Consider the following 17,845-nt stretch of genomic DNA (forward strand, 5'->3'; position numbering starts at 1 on the left):
CCCCTCGCCACAGGTTTTGTATTGGCACGGCGCTCTGGGGCATTCGGCAGTTACTGTCCTGCGTTGCGCCGTCCCTAAGCAGGCTGCGGCCCGATCATCATCTTCGTGTTTGCCGGCTAAACCAAAGCCTCTGTGGTGAGGGGATTTATCCCCGATGGGCTGTATGGCAGCCCCGAACTTTTTGGCCCGGATCATCAGTGAAACCGTATCTGGTGGATTTGCGACTGCTGCGCAGTCGATCGGGGATAAATCCCCTCGCCACAGGTTTTGTATTGGCACGGCGCTCTGGGGCATTCGGCAGTTACTGTCCTGCGTTGCGCCGTCCCTAGGCGGGCTGCGGCCCGATCATCATCTTCGTGGTTGTTGGCTAACCCAAAGTTTCCGCAACCCCTGTGGTGAGGGGATTTATCCCCGATTGGGCTGCATGGCAGCCCCAGAACTTTTTGGCCCGGATCATCAGTGAAACCGTATCTGGCGGATTTGCGACTGCTGCGAAGCCGATCGGGGATAAATCCCCTCACCACAGGTTCTCCATTGGGACTGGGTTTTGTGTGTATTTGTCAGAAGCCGCTTTCGCGCATCAGCACGGCCAGGACGTGCGTAGCGCCGTCCGCGAGCAGGCTGCGGCGTTCGCCTTCGATCTTCAGATGACCACGGGTTTCGCGCAGGCTCGCCAATGGCTCATCCAGTTGAATCAATACCTGAAACAACGCACTGCTTGGAATCAGCGAATGTTCGGCATTGGTCGTCGGCACCGGCCCGCCAAAGCGGGACGACAACATGCGGTGCGACAACTGGCTGGCGCGGGTGCTGCCGATTTGTACAACACGGCCGGGCAGCGGCGCGGTTTGGCCGTCCGGGTAAAAACGCACATGATCACCGATCGCCATACGATGCACCTGATCCTGCGCCACGTAAGCGTCGACCTGCCAACTGCGCGGATCGATCAGCACGCCCAAGGATTCCTGGCGACCCACCCATTGCCCCGGTTTCCAGTCCGGATTCACATCCAGCCAGATCCCGGCAAACGGCGTCTGCAGGTTGAGCCGGGCGATTTCCGAGCGGGCGGCGCGGGCCTCTTCGAACTGCACGTTGAGGCGCTGACGAGTTACGGCGTCTTCGGCCAGGCCGCCGGGGTCGGCAATCAGCCCGGACAGTCGTGCTTCATAACTGCGGGCGCTGGCTTCGCTGGTTTGCAGGCGCGAGGCGATGTCCGGTTCGTCCAGGGTGATCAGCGTTTCCCCGGCCTTGACCGGGCCGTCCGGGTGAATCGATTGCAGGCGCGCCGGGTAGGGCGCATACACACGCAACTGGTGTTCGGCGCGGGCGACACCGACCGCATCGATCTGCGTACGCCACGGCATCGCCAGGCCCAGCAGAATCGCCAACAGCACCGCGTAAAACATGATTTTGCGCCGACTCGCAATCGCCGCCCGATTCTTCCACCAGTGACCCAGTTCGCGCATCACCGGCATTGCGATAAACCACGACAGTTCGACCATGAACAGGAAAATCCCCAGAACCTTGAAGAAGAACAGGTAAACCGCCAGCGCAATCCCCAGAAACAGCACGAGTCGGTACACCCAAGTGATGATCGCGAAGGTCACCAGCAAGCGCCGCTGACCGCTCGGGAACGTTTCCGGCCAATCCTCCTGCAGCCCCAGCAGATTGCGCCGCAGGGTGACGCGCGCCAGGGCCGAGGCACGCTCGTGCAGGTTGGGAAAATCCAGCAGGTCGGAAAGAATGAAGTAACCGTCAAACCGCATGAACGGACTGGCATTCAACGCCAGTGACAGCAACCAACTGGTGGTCGCCAGATACAGCAGCGCATTACGCAGCGCGCCCGGGTCGCACAATGCCCAGCCCAGCGTCGACAACCCGGCCAGCGACAGCTCGGTGACGATGCCTGCCGAGGCGATTGCCAGCCGTTGCCGCGAGCGGCTGAGTTTCCAGCTCTCTCCGGTGTCGGTGTAGAGCATCGGCCACATCACCACAAACGCGATACCCATGTGCCCGACCCGCAAGCCCAATCGCGTGGCGACCAAGGCATGCCCGAGTTCATGCAGGGTTTTCGCGACGATCAGCGCCAAGGCAAAACTGAACAGGCCTTCGGTGGAAAACGACTCGACCACGGCACTGGTGAACACGTCCCACTGTTGCAACACCAGAATAATCCCGAGCAGGCTCAGGCTCAGCACGACCATCCCCGTCAGCGGATGAAACAGCCAGCCCAGCGCCCGAGCGAGCACCTGCAATGGCTTTTGCGGGCGCAGCAGCGGGATGCGGAAAAACAGGTAATGGTGCAGCCACCAGCGCCAGGTCAGCCAACTGCCTTCTGCGCTTTTGCACTTCAGACGCTCAAGCGCGGCAGGCCCGGCGCGCAGTAATTGGTGCTGCTCAAGGAACTGACGAAAATCGAGCACCTGCTCGACATCCGGTTTGAGTGCCGTGCCTTCGGCGATCTGCTCGCTGATCGCGCGGGGTGATTGACCCCAGCGCAGCAGGCACTCGAACTCCAGCCAGCCGATGCGGTAGAAACGGTTGATCACCGTGTCCTGAATCACCCACGCCGGTTCGCCGTTATTGCCGTGGGCCGCTTCACTCAAGCGCAAATCTTCGCGCAGGGGCGGCACCGGCAGATCGGCCGGATCAAGCATTACCAACCACTCCAGGCACGCAGCGTCGCCAGCGGTCGGCGTAGCAGGTAATAACCGAGCATCACCCGACCGCCGTAAAGCTTCGCCGTGCCGTGCAGGCCGAGGCGTGCGTGCTCCGGAGCGCCGTCAATGCTGGCGAGCAAGCGGTAGGCGACCACACCTTCATCGCTGGGCCGCGCCTGATAACTGGTTTCGAGAATCTGCCCCTTGAGCGGCGTCAGCGGGTACGCGGTCAGAAACAGCGTGACCTCGGCGCCCGGTTCCAGTGCGATGGCATCGGCCACCGCCAGTTGAATGAGCATGGCCGGCTGAGTCGGATCAGCCACCTGCATGATGCGCTCGCCCGTGACCACCGGCTTGCCCAGCCAATCGTTGGGATCGCTGAACACCGCAACGCCGGCCTTCGGCGACAGCACTTGCGTACGTTTCAATTGCGCCTGCACGGCTGCCAGTTCGGCCCGGCGCTGCTGCGCGCGACCGGCCAGCAAGGTCAACTCGCTTTTGCTTTGCGGGTTATCGAAGGCGCGCTGACTGGCTGCCTGCAACTCGGCATCGGCGACGGCGACTTCCTTGCCAAGCACTTCGGCACGGCTGCGCAAAGTGGTTTCGTCGAGCGAAAACAGCGGCGTGCCGGCATCCACTGGTTGATTCGGCCTGACCTGGATCTTTTCGATCACGCCATCAATCGGCGAGCTGATGATCTGTGCCTGCCGCGAAACGATTTCCGTCGGCGCCAATGCCGTTTGCCGCACCGGCAACAGCAGCAACGCGCCGATCACGATCAGCCCCAGCAACAGTTGTTTGCGATTGGGCCGCCAGCGACTGAAACGCTTGCGCCGGGTCAGCGCCGCCCAGCAATACGCCCACGTGGCGACCAAGCCCTTGAGCGGTTGCCACAACACGGCCGGCGGTTCTTGCTCAAGCAACAGGATCAACAGGCCCAGCCGTTGATTGTCACGATCGTGCACCGGCACGCACCACAGCCCCGACGGCCACCATTCGTTCCAGCCTTCGGCAATGTCGGCTGGCGGTGCGGCGGTTTCCTGGGTGATCCACACCGGCTCGGCGTCAGGCACTTGCGCCGCGACCCAGCGACTGGCCCGGCGTAGCCACACCAGATACGGCGAGTCCTCACTGGGCCGCGACAGACCTGAGACGTTCAGCAGTTCCAATGCAGATTCGCGCTGGGCAAACACCAGCGCCTGATGAAACTGCAGCAACGGGTACAAGTCGTTGGCCATGCTGAAGGCCAGACTGTTCAGCGAGTCGGCGGCCATGGCCTTGTCGCGCAGCGCATCGAGCTCCAGCAACAGGTGAGGGTGGGGCAGCAGCGGCTCGTTCATCGTCATGGGCGTGCATCTTGATCGAACTGCGCCGTGCCGCTCATGCCGGCCATCAGGTCGGGGTATTTGTTATCGAGCCGGGCTTCCAGTTCAACCGTTTGCGCCACGGCATCGACGCGTGAATTGATGCCGCTGACATGGGCCGGGTAGGTCTTGCCGGTTTCATGGATGCTGACTTGCAGCGGCAGGCCGGGCTTGAGGTTTTTCAGCAGATTGGACGGCACGTTCAGGCGGACTTTCAGCGCACCGTCGCTGACCAGATCAAACAGCGGCGTGCCCGCGGTGACGGTTTGATAAGGCTTGACGTAAACCTTGGCCACGCGCCCGGAAAACGGCGCAAGTACCTGGCAATAACTGCTTTGCGCCGCGCCCATGGCCCTTGCACCGTCAGCTTTTTGCACTTCGGTGTTGGCCATCGACACTTCGATATCGCCGACCGCGTTGAGCTGGCGCAACTGCTGTTTCGCTTGCAGGTTCTGTTTGGCCATGGCCAGTTCGGCGGCGGCGACTTTCGAGCGCGCTTCGGCTTCATTGCAGTTGAAGCGGGCGAGCAGTTCAGACTTGGCGACCTGTTCGCCGAACCCGGCTTTCAATTCCCCGAGGGTGCCGGCCATTTGGCTGGAGAGGGTGGTTTCCAGTTCGGCAGCGAGCAATACGCGAATGGCGCTGGCACTTTCCAGCGCGGGCGCCGAAGAGGTTTCTTCAGCATGGACGGGGAGGATCAGACTGGCCAACAGCAGCGCCCCGAAACGGGACTCACGGGCGATTTTGCGCATTCGGCGTTCCTTGCGAAGTGGCGGCGAGCAGGCGTTGTTGTTCTTGTTCGTTCAAGGTCCGCTGGATTTCCCGGGCCAGGGTCTTGATGTCGTGTTGCGAAATTTCCTTGGGTAGCACGTCCAGGCCCACCGAGTTGTACATCCGCCCCCACGCGGCCTGAGCACTGGAGAATGCCGCTTCACGTTGATAACGCGAGAGCAGGTAACGGCCCTCGGAGCGAATCACTTCGAGTTCCGAGCCCAACGCGCCGGTTTTCGCCGCTTGTGCGTAGTTGAGCAGGCTGCGGTCGACGCGCAGGCTGTCTTCGGCAAACTCCACCTCTTGACGCGCCAGTTGATAGCGCAGGGTGCCGACCCGTACTTGCGTGAGAATCGCCATCGACAGCGCCACGCGACGGGTGTCGTCGGTTTCGCTCTGGGACTTTTCCGCGGCGTTCAGCGACGGCAGTTGCAGCAGGCGAATGAGGTTCATCGACACTTGCAGACCGGTGCTCATCCAGTCGTTGTTGTAGAGGTATTTGTTGGAGTCGTACTTGTAGCCGAAATCGACGCTGACGTTCGGCCACAACTGCGCCTTGGCGATCTCCAGATCCTTTTGGTTAACGCGTTTGCGATACCACTCTTCCATGATTTCCGGACGGTTCTCCAACGACAATTGTTCCAGCCGCGCCATGCTTTGACGGACCTCTGGCAGCGGTGGATCGGGCATGTCGGCGAGGACCATTTTCGAGCCCGGCGGCAGCGACATCAGCGCCGACAATTCGGCCTGGGCAAATTCCAGATCCTGGCGGCGTACGGTCAGCAGATAAATCGAATCGAGCAGCGCACGCTGATAGGCGAGGATTTCCTGACGCGGCAGCAGGCCACGGGTCTCCGCTTCGCGAGCCGAGGTCAGCGCGGTGTGGGTGCGCATCAGCAGTTTGTCGACTTCGGGCATCAACCGCTGCGCGCCGAGTGCCCGCCAGTAAGCGTTGCGCACGTCTTGCAGGACGTTCTGCGCGACTTTGCGCCGACGTTCCTCAGCCATCAGGATCTGATCGGATTTCTGTTGCGTGCGGTAGTACGCGACACCGAAATCCAGCAGGCTCCAACTCAAGCCCAAACCATAAACTTCGCGATAGCGCTCTTCCGAGGTCGATGGCCGCAGGCTGACCTGGCGGTCTTCGATGCCGATCGAGGTGCCGCCGGAATCGTTGTCACGGCCGGCGTACCCGGCAGAGGCGACCAGACGCGGGAGCATTTCATGGCTGGAAACGTCGCGCAGGTCCGAGGCCAGCGCGCTTTCCATGAGTTTGAGGCGGTAATCGAGGTTGTATTTCAGCGCCCGCGCCGCCGCCTCGTAAAAGGTAATCGGCGCGGTGACCGGCTCCTGGCCGGAATACATGCGGGACTGGTCAGCGATGATGCGCTGGCGGTTTTCTTCATCGGTGGAGGGTTTGGGCTCCGTTGACGAGCAAGCACTGAGCAACAGTGCAGAAGCGATGGCGGTACTGAGAAGCCGGGTCGCATGTATACGCATGTTCATTCCTTTGTATTCTTGGAATTTTCTTCGGGTCGACTGCTTTACCGCTGCGTGCGCCGCTGTGCTGCATCGCGCAATTGCGCGCTGAAGCCCTTGGCCCGTGGTTTTTCCTGTTGTTTTTCAACGTGTGCCGGACTGTGCGTCAGATCGGCCGGGTTCAAGGTGAACAACGACGGATCGCTCAACAGTCCATCGGCACTCAACCCGGTCCGGCCCTGGCGCCCCTGAATCCACAGCAGATCCAGTTCGCTTTCCAGGCGACTGGTGCGCACCGCTTGCTGAACGAATTGCCCCGGCACCAGCCCCAGACCATTGCCCACTGACTCACTGGTGAATTCACCGACCGCTGCCAGACGCAGGTTGCTGCCATCGACGCCCCAGGCCGACAGCTCGGATATTTCTGCCGCACGCTCGACCACCGGCGTGACGAACACCGCCGGCTGTGGATCAGGGATCAGGAAATTGCGGTTCAGGGTGTTCGGGTCACGCTCGAAGTTGTTGCCACCCGGCGCCGGGATGAACGGCGTGGCGATATCGAGGGTGATCGTCAGTTCGGCCTGATCACTGGCACCGGCACGGTCGTTGATGGTGTAGGTGAACACGTCGCGCAGGATCTGCCCGAGACCGGCGGCGGCCAACACGGCGGGGTTGTTCTGGTCGATGGTGTAGGTGTAGCTGCCGTCGGCGTTCAGCACCAGTGTCCCGTACAAACCAATGATCGGCTGGCCAATCACGCCGGCCGTCCCTGAACCCGCCTCGGCGCCAGTGCGCACACCGACCACCACCAGACTGTCGTTGCCATCGACATCGCCATCGTTGGGCAGCACGTTGCCGACGGTTTGCGGGGCAGGGGCCTGGTCGCTGGCAAAGCCGCTGTCGTTTTGCGCCACCGGCGCGTCGTTGGCGCCCTGAATCACCACGGTCAGGCGTGCGTCCGACGTCGCGCCGGCCGTGTCGGTCATGCGATAGGTGAAGGTTTCGCTGAGGGTCTCGCCCGCCGTGCGCAGGGCCTGCACCACGGGATTGTTGTTGTCGATGACGTAGGTATAGCTGCCATCGTCGTTCAGCGTCAGTTGCCCATAGAGGCCGATCAACACTTGCCCGGCGCCCGTCGACTGGCCGGCCTGATTGGTAACGCTTTGCACGTGTTTGCTTTCGCCATTGGCGACGCTGTCGACATCCGTGTCGTTGTCCAGCACGTTGCCACTGGCATTGCTGCCCGGCGTGCCGTTATTGATGCCGCCGGCTTCGACCGCCGTGGCGCGGTCATCGACGGCAATGGGCGTGTCGTTGCGGCCATCGACGGTGATGCGCAGTTCGGCGGTGCTGGTGTCACCCCAGCGGTCGACAATGGTGTAGCTGAACACTTCAATGAGGGTCTGGCCGCTCTGGCGCAAGGCTTGAACGGCGGGCAGGTTATTGTCGACGGTGTAGGTGTAACTGCCGTCGGCGTTGATCAGCAGATCCCCATACAGACCGCGCAATGACGTGCCGACGCTGCCCACCGTGCCGATATCGTTGACGGTGCCGGTGTGAATGCCAATCACCGATAGCGGATCACTCTCGGCATCGGTGTCGTTGTCCAGCACGTTGCCGCCGGGGTTGAGGCCGGGTTGAGTGTTGTTGCTGCCGCCAGCCTCGATGGCTGTCGAGGTGTCGGCATTGGCCACCGGAGCTGAATTACGCCCGCGAATGATGATGTGAATTTCCGCAAGATCCGTCTGCCCGCCACGGTCGCTGACCTGGTAGGTGAAGCGCTCGTTGAGAAATTGCAGCGGACCCAGGGCCAGCACTGCCGGGTTGCTCGAATCGAGGTTGTAGGTGTAGCTGCCGTCGGCGCCGATAATCAGTTGGCCATACAGGCCGCTAATCAGCGTGCCGTTGCTGTTGTCGGTGCCTGTCGTGACCCCCGCCAACGCGCCGCCGGCCGCTTCGGTGCCGAAACGGATGCCGGTAACGGTCTTGCTGTCGCCCTGATCGACATCGGTGTCATTGGGCAACACGTTACCGCTTGGGTTGACGCCATTGCCGTTGCCGTTATCCGCCACGGCCACCGACGTATCGTTGACCGCCACTGGTGAATCCCAGGCACCGTCAATGCGGATGCTCAACTGCGCGATGTCAGTGGCCCCGGCGATATCGCGCAGGCGATAGGTGAAGGTTTCCACCAGCGAATCGCCGACTTTCAATGCCTGCACGGCCGCAAGGTTGTTGTTGACCACGTAACTGTAGGTGCCATCGGTGTTAAGGGTCAGCGTGCCGTACAAACCGTTGAAGGTTTGCGCGCCAGCGACGGTGGTAAAGGTGCCACCGGCCGCTTCGCTGCCGGTGCGTATACCGGTGACGAGTTTGGCGTCGTTGGCATCGACATCGTTGTCATTGGTCAGCACGTTACCGCTCGGATTGACCCCGGGCGTGCCGTTGAACGTGCCGCCGGCTTCAACCGCCACCGCCGTGTCGTCGCTGGCGATCGGGTTGTCGTTGGCCCCGCGAATGGTGATGGTCAGCGTTGCGCTGCTGGTGGCGCCAGCGAGGTCGCGGATCTGGTAAGTGAAGGTTTCCGTCAGGGTGTCGGCATTGCTGCGCAGGGCCTGGACCTGCGGATTGAGGTTATCCAGCAGATAGCTGTAGCTGCCGTCGGCATTCAGGGTCAAGCGCCCGTAGGTGCCATTGAAGCCGCTGCCGATCAAGCCGACCGAGGAACCCTGATTGACGCCGATCACGCTGAGCACTTCGCCGTTGCCATCGACATCCGTGTCGTTGCTCAGCACATTGCCGCTCGGATTGATGCCCGGTGTGGCGTTGTTTGCACCGCCGGCCTCGACAGCGGTGTTGCTGTCGTTCTGCGCGACAGGCGTGTCGTTGCGTCCCTGGATGCTGATGTTCAGCGTGGCCCGGTCAGTGGCGCCGGTGGCATCTATCACTTCATAACTGAAGGCATCGAGCAGGGTGTTGCCGGCGCGCAAGGCTTGAACGGCCGCCAGACTGTTGTCGAGGCGATAGCTATAGCTGCCGTCGGCATTGAGCGTCAGCCAGCCGTAAGTACCGCGCAACTCCGTGCCCAGTGTGCCTGCCGTGCCGGTGCCAGCCTCTGAGCCGGTGCGCACCGAGGACACCGCGCGGGTTTCGCCATAGTCGTAATTGGGCAGATCACCGGGGACTTCACCGCCGTCGACGTCGCTGTCGTTATCCAGCACGTTGCCCGTTGGGTCCTGACCTGGCTGGCTGTTGTTCAAACCGCCGGCTTCGATGGCCACGCCGGAATCGTCAGTGGCCAGCGGATTGTCGTTCTGCCCGCGAATCAACACGATGATTTCAGCGGTATCGATTTGCGGGTTCGCTCCGACGCCATCGCTGACGGTGTAGGTGAAGCGCTCCGAAAGCAGGTCAACGCTGCGGCGCAGGGCCTGCACGTCGGGGTTGCTGTTGTCGACTTCGTAGACGTAGCTGCCATCGGGGAAAATCGTCAGCGTGCCGTACAGTCCGGCTATCACCGTGCCGCCGAGATTCACGGCGATGGGCGTGCCCGGATCGCCGCTGGCGCCGGACTTGATCAGCGTCACCGTCAATGGATCGCCATCGGGGTCGGTGTCATTGGCCGTGACATCACCTGACGGGTTGACGCCCGGTGTGAGGTTGTTGAGGCCGCCGGCTTCGGTGGCAACGGCAATCACGTTTTGCGCCACGGGTGGGTCGTTGACGCCGTGCACGGTGATAACCAGTTGCGCGGTGTCGGTCAGGTCGGTGGTGTCGGTGACGCGATAGGTGAAAAACTCGGTCAGAGTCTGCCCCGGTGCCAGGGCCTGAACCGCCGCATTGGTGCTGTCGACGTCGTAGAAAAACGAGCCATCGGCGCCGATGCGCAAGGTGCCGTAGAGCCCGGTCACGACAGTGCCGTTGGCTGAGGTGGTGCCGGTGGCCACGCCGCTCAGCACATCGACCGCCGGGTTGTAACTGGCTTCGCTTTTGTTGATCACGCCATTGACCAGCAACTGGCTGCTCGGTTGGTCGTTGGCATCGACGTCTTGATCGACGCCGTTGCCACCGGGCTGGGTGATCGGCCCGGGCCTGCTGGGGAATTGGATGACGTTGCCGCTGGGATTGCTTTCCGAGGCGCTGCCGTTGGTGGATGCGGCCTGCGCCGAGGCGGCGTCATCGCTGGCCACCGGGTTGTCGTTGGCACCTTGAATGACGATGCGCAACTGCGCGACATCATCCAGCCCGCCGGCATCGGTCAGCCGATAGCTGAAAAACTCGACCAGTTGTTGCCCGGCACTCAGACGCTGAACCGTGGCGTTGCTGTTGTTGACCACGTAGCTGTAAGTGCCGTCGGGATTGATGGTCAAGGTGCCGTAGAGCCCGGCAATCGCCGTGGCGCCGCTGACTGCGGTGAAATTGCCGGAACCGGCCTCGGCCACCGGGCGAATGCCGATTACGGTGCGGGTTTCGCCGTTGGCCGCGCTGTCGACGTCCAGATCATTGCTCAACACGTTGCCCCTGGCGTCACTGCCCGGTGTGCCGTTGTTGACACCGCCGGCCTCGATGGCCACACCGTCGTCATCGACGCCTTGCGGCGTGTCGTTGGCGCCCTGAATGGTCACGCTCAATGTGGCGGTCGAGGTTTCACCGGCAAGGTCAGCGAGGATGTAATTGAAGTTGTCCTGCAAGGTCTGGCCCGACACGCGCAGCGCCTGCACGGCGGCGTTGTTGTTATCGACGACGTATTGATAGGAGCCGTTGCTGCCAATCACCAATTGGCCGTACAGACCATTGATTACGGTCACGCCGAGCACCGGCGTCTGAATGCCGGCACCCGGGCCGACCGAGACCACGTGCAACTGATCGGCGTTGGTGGCGATGTCGACGTCAGTGTCATTGCTCAGCACATTGCCGCGCGGGTCGATACCGGCGGAGGCGTTGTTGGTACCGCCGGCCTCCAGGGCCGTGGCGCTGTCGTTGACGCCGACCGGGTTGTCGTTGACGGCGGCGAGGACGATTTGCAGGGTGTCGGTGTCCGTCAACGCATCGGCGGCCGTGCCGGGAATGCCGTCGCCATCGGCATCGCCGTAGTTGCCGCGATCGTTGCTGAGCACGGTCAGGGTGTCGGTGCCATTGAAGTTGGCATTGCCCAGATAACGCAGGCTGGCCAGCGCGGTGTTGATATCGGCAACGTTGCCGGTCAGGGTCATGCTCACGGTATTGGCCCCGCTGACCGTGACACCGGGCACTGTCGCGCCAAGGAATAGCGTGCCGTGAGTGACCGTGAGAATAACGCTGATGGCGCGGTCGTTGGCGTTCGGGTCACGGTCGGCATCGACGTCGGCGACGCTGATGCCGCCGATGTTCAGTACCACGTCTTCCTGGCCGTTTTGGCTGCCGGGGAGGGTGTTGACCGGCGCGTCGTTCTGTTCGACATAACCGGCGTTGGCACTTTGCGTGTCGGCATCGCCCAACGTGATTGTGATCTGGCCGAGGGTGCCGGCATCACTGTCGACGCGCACGCGCAGATCACCCACCGGTTGCGGGTAACTGACCAGCCCCGCAGGCACGTCAATGCGGAACACGCCCAGTGGCAAGACGCCGAAGCGGTACTGACCGTTGGCGTCGGTGACGGTGGTGAACTGCAGGTTGTCGGCGGTGGTATCGAGACGCCCGTCGGCGCCGGCCCAGGTCAGGGTCACGGTTTGCCCGGCCAGACCGACGCCGTCCGGGGTGGCGCTGGCGGTCGGGCTGGCGGTGTCGTTCCACAACGTGCCGCTGATCACGCCGAGGCCGGCGTTATCACGCAAGATATATTGGTTCGGGCCAACGCTGCTGCCAGTACGTTCGCCGGTGGTGGTGCCATCGACACCGACGCTGTTGCCGCCCCAACTGGTGAAATCTTCCGGCAGGCTGCTCCAGGTCAGTGTGGCGTTGCTGCTGGCGACAACCGTGGAATTGGGCAGGTCGACCGAATAGCGCACCTGAATCTGCGCGCCGACATCCAGTTGGTCGAAGTTGACGCTCAGGCCCCCGCTGGTGCTGAAACTGATACCCGCCGGCAGATTGCCCGGGCCGTAACTCACGCCATTGATGCTGACGCTGAGCAGGGCGTAATTGCTGCCGCCGGCAAAGCTGTCGCTGACGTTGGCATCGAACGCCGGCAGGCCGCCGTTCTGGGTAAAACTCAGTTGCACCGTGGCGTTGCCGGTACTGCCGCCGGGGTTCGGATTGAAGGTGACGATCTGCTTGTCGAGGCCGCTGAAACCCGGCTCGACCACGCGCTCAAACACCGTGTCACTGACCGCACGGCCGGCGCCATTGACGATTTCCTGCGCGGTGACTGCCAGTTGTGCACCGGCAATGTTGGCGGCGATGTTGGTAACCCTGACGTTGAACTCGATGGAAATGCCTTCGAGGTCGTCATCGTTGCCATTGCCGTTGACCACGTTGCCCAGGTTGAACGTCACCACCTGGCTGCCATCCGGGTTGGTGATGATGGTCAGCCGGCTCGGGTCGAAGATGCCTTGCGGTGCGAGGCCCGACAGATCGGCCGTGATCGGCAGCGCCTCGGGACTGTTTTCATTGCCATCAATGTTCAGCGTGCCGCCGACGATCAGGTTGGCGTCGCTGGTCAACCCACCGTTGGAAATGAAGGCAATGCGCAAGGCATTCACCAGCGCATCCGGCGAAATGAACTGCAAGCCGTTGGCCAGGGTAATTTGTATTTGATAGTTGGGGTTGTTGCCCTCGGGCACCAGCACCACCACGCGATAGCGGATCACTTCGCCGACGGTCACTTGTTCGACCGTCGCGGTGGTCGGCGAGGGCGCGGCGGTGTCCGGCAAGCCACCCACGCGGGAAATCTCGATCGCCTGGGCCACCGGAATCAGCAGGGTCGACAGGTTGCGGTAATCGTTGAGGGTGCCGCCATTGAGCACGCCATCGACGCCGCTGCGTTCGCCGCTGTCCGGGCCGTCGAGGCTGGTCCATTGCACACTGGCAACGTTGGCGATATTCGATAACGCCGCAGCACTGGCGTTGACCACGCCGCTGAGTTGCAAAACGATCGAGCCGCCCTTGGCAATGTCGATATTGGCGCCGCTGGCCGTGCGCAACTGGCCGCCGACAATTTCGAAGGCAACCCCGCCGTTGTTGGTCGCCCCGTTCTGATACAGCACGCCGACCAGCGTCACGTTGCTGAGTTGGGTGGGCAGGGTGTCGAGGAAACTGATTTCGAACGCACTAAAATCGCTGGCGCCATTGCCGTTAGTAATGGTGATGTTGAAAGTCACCGTGTCGCCCTGGTCATAACCGCCAAGGCCGGAAGTGGAGGTGATCACCTGATTGACCTGCAGGGTCGGCTCGCGCACGGTCACCGTCGGCTGGCCACCGGTCAGGGCAACGTTGCGATCCACCGCGACTGCACCGTTTGGCGTGTCGCCATCCGGGTCGCTGAAAATCAACTGCGCATTGTTTTGCAGCGAGACGTTGGCCTGGTTGGCAATGACGTTGTTGGCCACCAGTTGCAGACGAATCACGAAGGTGTTGTTGCCGGTCTGGTTGTCCGCCGACACGCTGGACACGCTGAAGGTCCAGCGCCCGTCGACACCGTCGCCGCCCAACGTGCCGCCAATCCCGGTAAAACCACCGACCAGCACGCTGCCGGCAAAATCGGCGCCGAGCGCGCCACTGCCGGCACGCGTGGTGATGATCTGATAGCCGAGTCCGTTGTTGAAACTGGTGTCCAGGCGCATGCCGGGTGGAATCAGGTCTTCGATGCGCAGATTCTGCGTGGTGCCTTCGGGCAGGGTGATAACGATGTCATAGCGCATGCTTTCGCCGATCACCAGATCGCTGCCGCTGGTATGGGCGGCGCTGGAATCGCCAGCGTCCAGCGTGCCGTCAGCGAACACTTTGCTGATCACCGGGGCGGCGACCTGCTGGCTGGCCAGGTCGGTGAGGTCGGTCGGGGTGAAGTCGGTGCCGTTGTTGACGCTGGCGTAATTACTCAGGGTTGCCGTGGTTTGCAGGCTGCGGCTGGCCTCGATGGTCGCGCTGACCACGACGTCATAGCTGATCACTACCAGATTGGCACCGCTGGTATCGGCTGCCGTGCCGCTGCGCCCGGCCAACAGACTGGCCTGGCCGCCGGCATCGAGGAAGGTGATCTGGTTGCCGCTGACGCTGTAGTCGGTGCCCAACACCAGCAAGGTGCCGTCGCCGCGATAAATCTGCAGGTTGGCCGCCGCCAGACTGCCGCCGACGAAACTCAGGCCGGAGGGCAGGGTGATGCTGGTGCTGACGTCAAACGCGCCACCGCCACCGCTGTTTTCAATCGCGGTGACCAGACGCAGACGGTCGGCACCGTCGATGTTATTGATGTTGCCATCGACCGCCGACAGCTCAGTGACGCTGCCATTGAACGGTTTGCCGGTGCTGCCCGGCGGATTCCAGCTCCCCGTGGTGCCGGTCACCGTGCCGTTGGAGCCGGAGACCACGCCGTGCTTGATATTCAGCACCGGCTCGGCGACCGAAACAATCGCCACCACGTCCGAGGAAATCAGCGTGCGGTCGGTGAGGGTGGTCTGTTGGCTCGATTGCGCGAGGACGTCCAGCGAACGCTGATCGGCAAACGGTTGATCGCCCACTCTGACGGTGAAGCGAATGACGATGCGGCTGCCCGTGGTGGTATTGGTGGCGAAACTGCCGAAATCGAACACCACCGAGTTGCCATTGGCGCTGGTCACGCTGACCACGCCACCGGCATTGGTATTGCCTGCGCCCAATTCCCATTGGCCGACGTCACCGCCCGAACCCCAGGTAATCCCGGTGACATTGAACAACGGCAGCGGCAGGTAAGCCGTCAGTTTGAATTGCTCGTAATCGCCGGTGACCAGATCGTAGCTCAGCTCGAAGGTCACTTCATCGCCGGGGCGTAATTCGCCATTGCCCGGTGGTGCGCCGTTGTTGACCTCGACCAGGCTGATATCGACGGTGCTGGTCGGAATCACACTGGTGGTAGCGGAACCGTCGGTTTCGCTTTCGCCGGTGAGGTTGAATTGATCCTGCAACAGCGTGCCGTCAACCGTGGCGGTGTTGCCCAGTTCGTCACCTTCGTTGATGTCCGGGTGTGGGTTGCCCGAAGGTGGCTTGTAGGTCTGGCCGACGATGGCCGAGTAGCTCAACACCGCCACCACCGCGCCTTGCAACGTGTCGTCGAAGGCCAGATCGCCGTTGAGCCAGCCGCGAACATTGGAAAACGCATTGCGCAGCGATTGCGCGATGTCGAAGACCATTGAGGTCGTGCCATCGGCATTGTTGACCACGCTGGTGACCAGCGTAATGGTCTGCACCACACCGTTGATGGTCACGGTCAGGGTCGGCGTGCCGCTCAACGTCTGGCCGTCGCTGAGCTGATCGCGAATCACCAATTGGCCTTCGTTGAAGAAATCCTTGCCGAAGGCAAAGTAGTCGGAAATCGCCAGGTTCAGGGTGTATTGCAGCGTGTCGCCGGGGCTGATGCCGGTGTGGCCGACGTCGTTCTGCATCGTCGCGTTTTTCACCAGCGTGATCGATTTGGCGATGAATTGCGTGCTTTGGCCGGTGCCGCTGAAGTCGATGGTGGTGTTTGGCGCAGTGAGGTCACGCGGGTCCAGCGGCACCCACTGGCCGGAAGCGGTTGGCGCGCCGAGGGTGACCGTCACGGCATCGCCGGTCACCGGATTGATGACGGGCTGGCCGTTGGCATCGACTTCCGGCACGTAGAACGCGACTACGGTATCGGTCTTGCCGGTGAGGCTGTCGTAGGTGACAGTGAACGAATTGATGTAGACGTCGTTGGCCGCAATCAGCACGGCGATTTGCGCCGCACCGGTCACCACGGTGCCGTCGTGCAGGGTAATCGACGTCACTCGGCCGCCGGCGCCGGGGGTGATCGAGTTGACCTGGATGTTGTCCGGCAGCGGTTGGGTGATCACGACGTTGGTCAGCGTCTGGCCAGGTGCCGGCGTCGCCGACAGGGTCAGCGTGCGCACGTAGTTGGGGCCGGTAGCGGTTTCGCCTTCCGGGGCATTGATGGTTTCGCTGACCGTAATCACCGTCGGGTGTACGACGAAAGCGGCGGTGCCGGCCTGAATCAGGCTGGGATCATTGGTCGGGTTGTCCAGCGCATCGTTGCCGAACTGAAAGCCGCCGCTGGCACGAATGGTCAGGTCGGGGGTGCCGTTGGAGAACGCGGTGTCCGCCAGGTTGCTCAGGCTGGCGGTGATCTGCACGCCGATCACCGGTTGCTGATTGGTGACACTGGCGAAGGGCAGTTCGATGACCACCAGTTTGTCGCCGGCGCGCATGCCGTAAGTAGCAGCGTTGATGATCAGGAAATTGCCATTGGCGTCTTTGGCCAGAGGGTGCGTGGCGTTGCCGTTGGCATCGAACGTCACCACATGGCTGATCAGGTTTTGCCCCAGGTAGGTGGCGGAGATGAAATTGACGCCGTCATTGCCATCCTTGCCGGTGGCCGGCATTGCCAGGTTGATGAACGGCGCGTAACCCACCTGCGTCGAGGTGTTGCTGAAATTCACGGTGAAGGTGAACCGGTCGCCGAGCAGCACATCACTGCCGCCGGTGGATACCGTGGCGGTTGGCGCGGCGTCGGCCAGCAATCCGTCGAAATGCGTCATCGCGAGGCTGCTGATGGCGATGCTCTTGTCGATGTCACCGACTTTGGTTTCCAGCGTCCAGTCGCCGCCGGCCTTGCTGCTGCCGGTGTCATTGCTGGAGGCGCCGACATCGGCGCCGGTCCAGCGCGCGAGTTCATTGACCAGGGTTTGCCCGGCCGCACCGGCGCCGACATCGCAGCCGTACAACTGAATGTCCGCACCTTGGGTCAGGTTGCTGCGCCACTGTTCGAGGGTTTTGCCCAGCGAATCGATGTTGTCCGAGCTGACGGTGCGGTTGCCCAAGGTGAATTGCCCGGCGGCGCCGTGGGACATGATCTGAATCGAATCGACCTTGCCCAGTTGCGCCAATGCGGCGGAGATCGCGGCCAGGCCGTCTTCGCCGACATTCACCACAATCGCAGTGACATTGCCGGGTAATTGCGCAAGCAACTGATCACGGTTTTCAATGCGACTGTCGATCACCAGCAAGTTGCGCGCGGCCGACGGTCCTTGCTCGCTGGCGGCGCGGCCTTCGGTGGGCGTGGCGTGCGGCACCTGAGCCTCGGCAGCGGCCGGCGGAGCGGCGGGATCGCTGTGATGCTGGTCGACCGTCGCCGAGGCGGCAGCGCCGTCGAACAGAATTCGGGGTTCCAGCGCCAGTGACTGACGCTGCGGGCGCAAATGAGCGCCGGAAAATCCACCGCGTGAACCTTGCATGATCGGCCCTCGTACTGCCTGCTGAATCCTTCCAATGAGTGCCGACGCCGGGCGACGGACAAATTCAGCGTAGGTCGTTTCTTACGGTTTTCCAGCGTCCAAGCCGCTATTTCAGGGCCTTGGAGATACGTGGCGTAGCAGCCTTTGGCTATCAGTGGGCAAGGCCTTTGTGCGCATTGGCGCACAACAA

The 17,845-nt window shown here is 62.3% G+C and carries 5 protein-coding genes; all 5 read right to left on the minus strand.

Annotation, left to right across the window (positions count from 1 at the left end):
- Nucleotides 1–560: 560 nt before the first annotated feature.
- From ACQ4MY_RS03315 to ACQ4MY_RS03335, 5 genes are read right to left on the minus strand one after another with little or no spacing between them, the layout of a single operon-like run.
- The gene (locus tag ACQ4MY_RS03315; RefSeq protein WP_440093710.1) at nucleotides 561–2,657 is read right to left on the minus strand and encodes an HlyD family efflux transporter periplasmic adaptor subunit; all 2,097 of its coding nucleotides are present in this window, start codon (nucleotides 2,655–2,657) and stop codon (nucleotides 561–563) included.
- Nucleotides 2,657–4,006: an efflux RND transporter periplasmic adaptor subunit gene (locus ACQ4MY_RS03320; protein ID WP_440093712.1), complete on the minus strand. Its 1,350-nt coding sequence runs from the start codon at nucleotides 4,004–4,006 to the stop codon at nucleotides 2,657–2,659. The genes ACQ4MY_RS03315 and ACQ4MY_RS03320 overlap by 1 nt, the downstream gene beginning before the upstream one ends.
- Complete coding sequence (locus ACQ4MY_RS03325; RefSeq protein ID WP_008077548.1) at nucleotides 4,003–4,776, minus strand: efflux RND transporter periplasmic adaptor subunit; 774 nt, start codon at nucleotides 4,774–4,776, stop codon at nucleotides 4,003–4,005. Before ACQ4MY_RS03325 ends, ACQ4MY_RS03320 begins: the two co-directional genes overlap by 4 nt.
- The gene (locus ACQ4MY_RS03330) at nucleotides 4,757–6,295 is read right to left on the minus strand and encodes a TolC family protein (RefSeq protein ID WP_440093714.1); all 1,539 of its coding nucleotides are present in this window, start codon (nucleotides 6,293–6,295) and stop codon (nucleotides 4,757–4,759) included. The genes ACQ4MY_RS03325 and ACQ4MY_RS03330 overlap by 20 nt, the downstream gene beginning before the upstream one ends.
- 44 nt (nucleotides 6,296–6,339) lie before the next feature.
- Entirely contained in the window at nucleotides 6,340–17,655 is an 11,316-nt protein-coding gene (locus tag ACQ4MY_RS03335) for a VCBS domain-containing protein (protein WP_440093716.1), read from the minus strand.
- Between the last annotated feature and the right edge of the window lie 190 nt (nucleotides 17,656–17,845).

The organism is Pseudomonas sp. SM4 (assembly GCF_051913165.1).
Taxonomy (GTDB): Bacteria; Pseudomonadota; Gammaproteobacteria; order Pseudomonadales; family Pseudomonadaceae; genus Aquipseudomonas.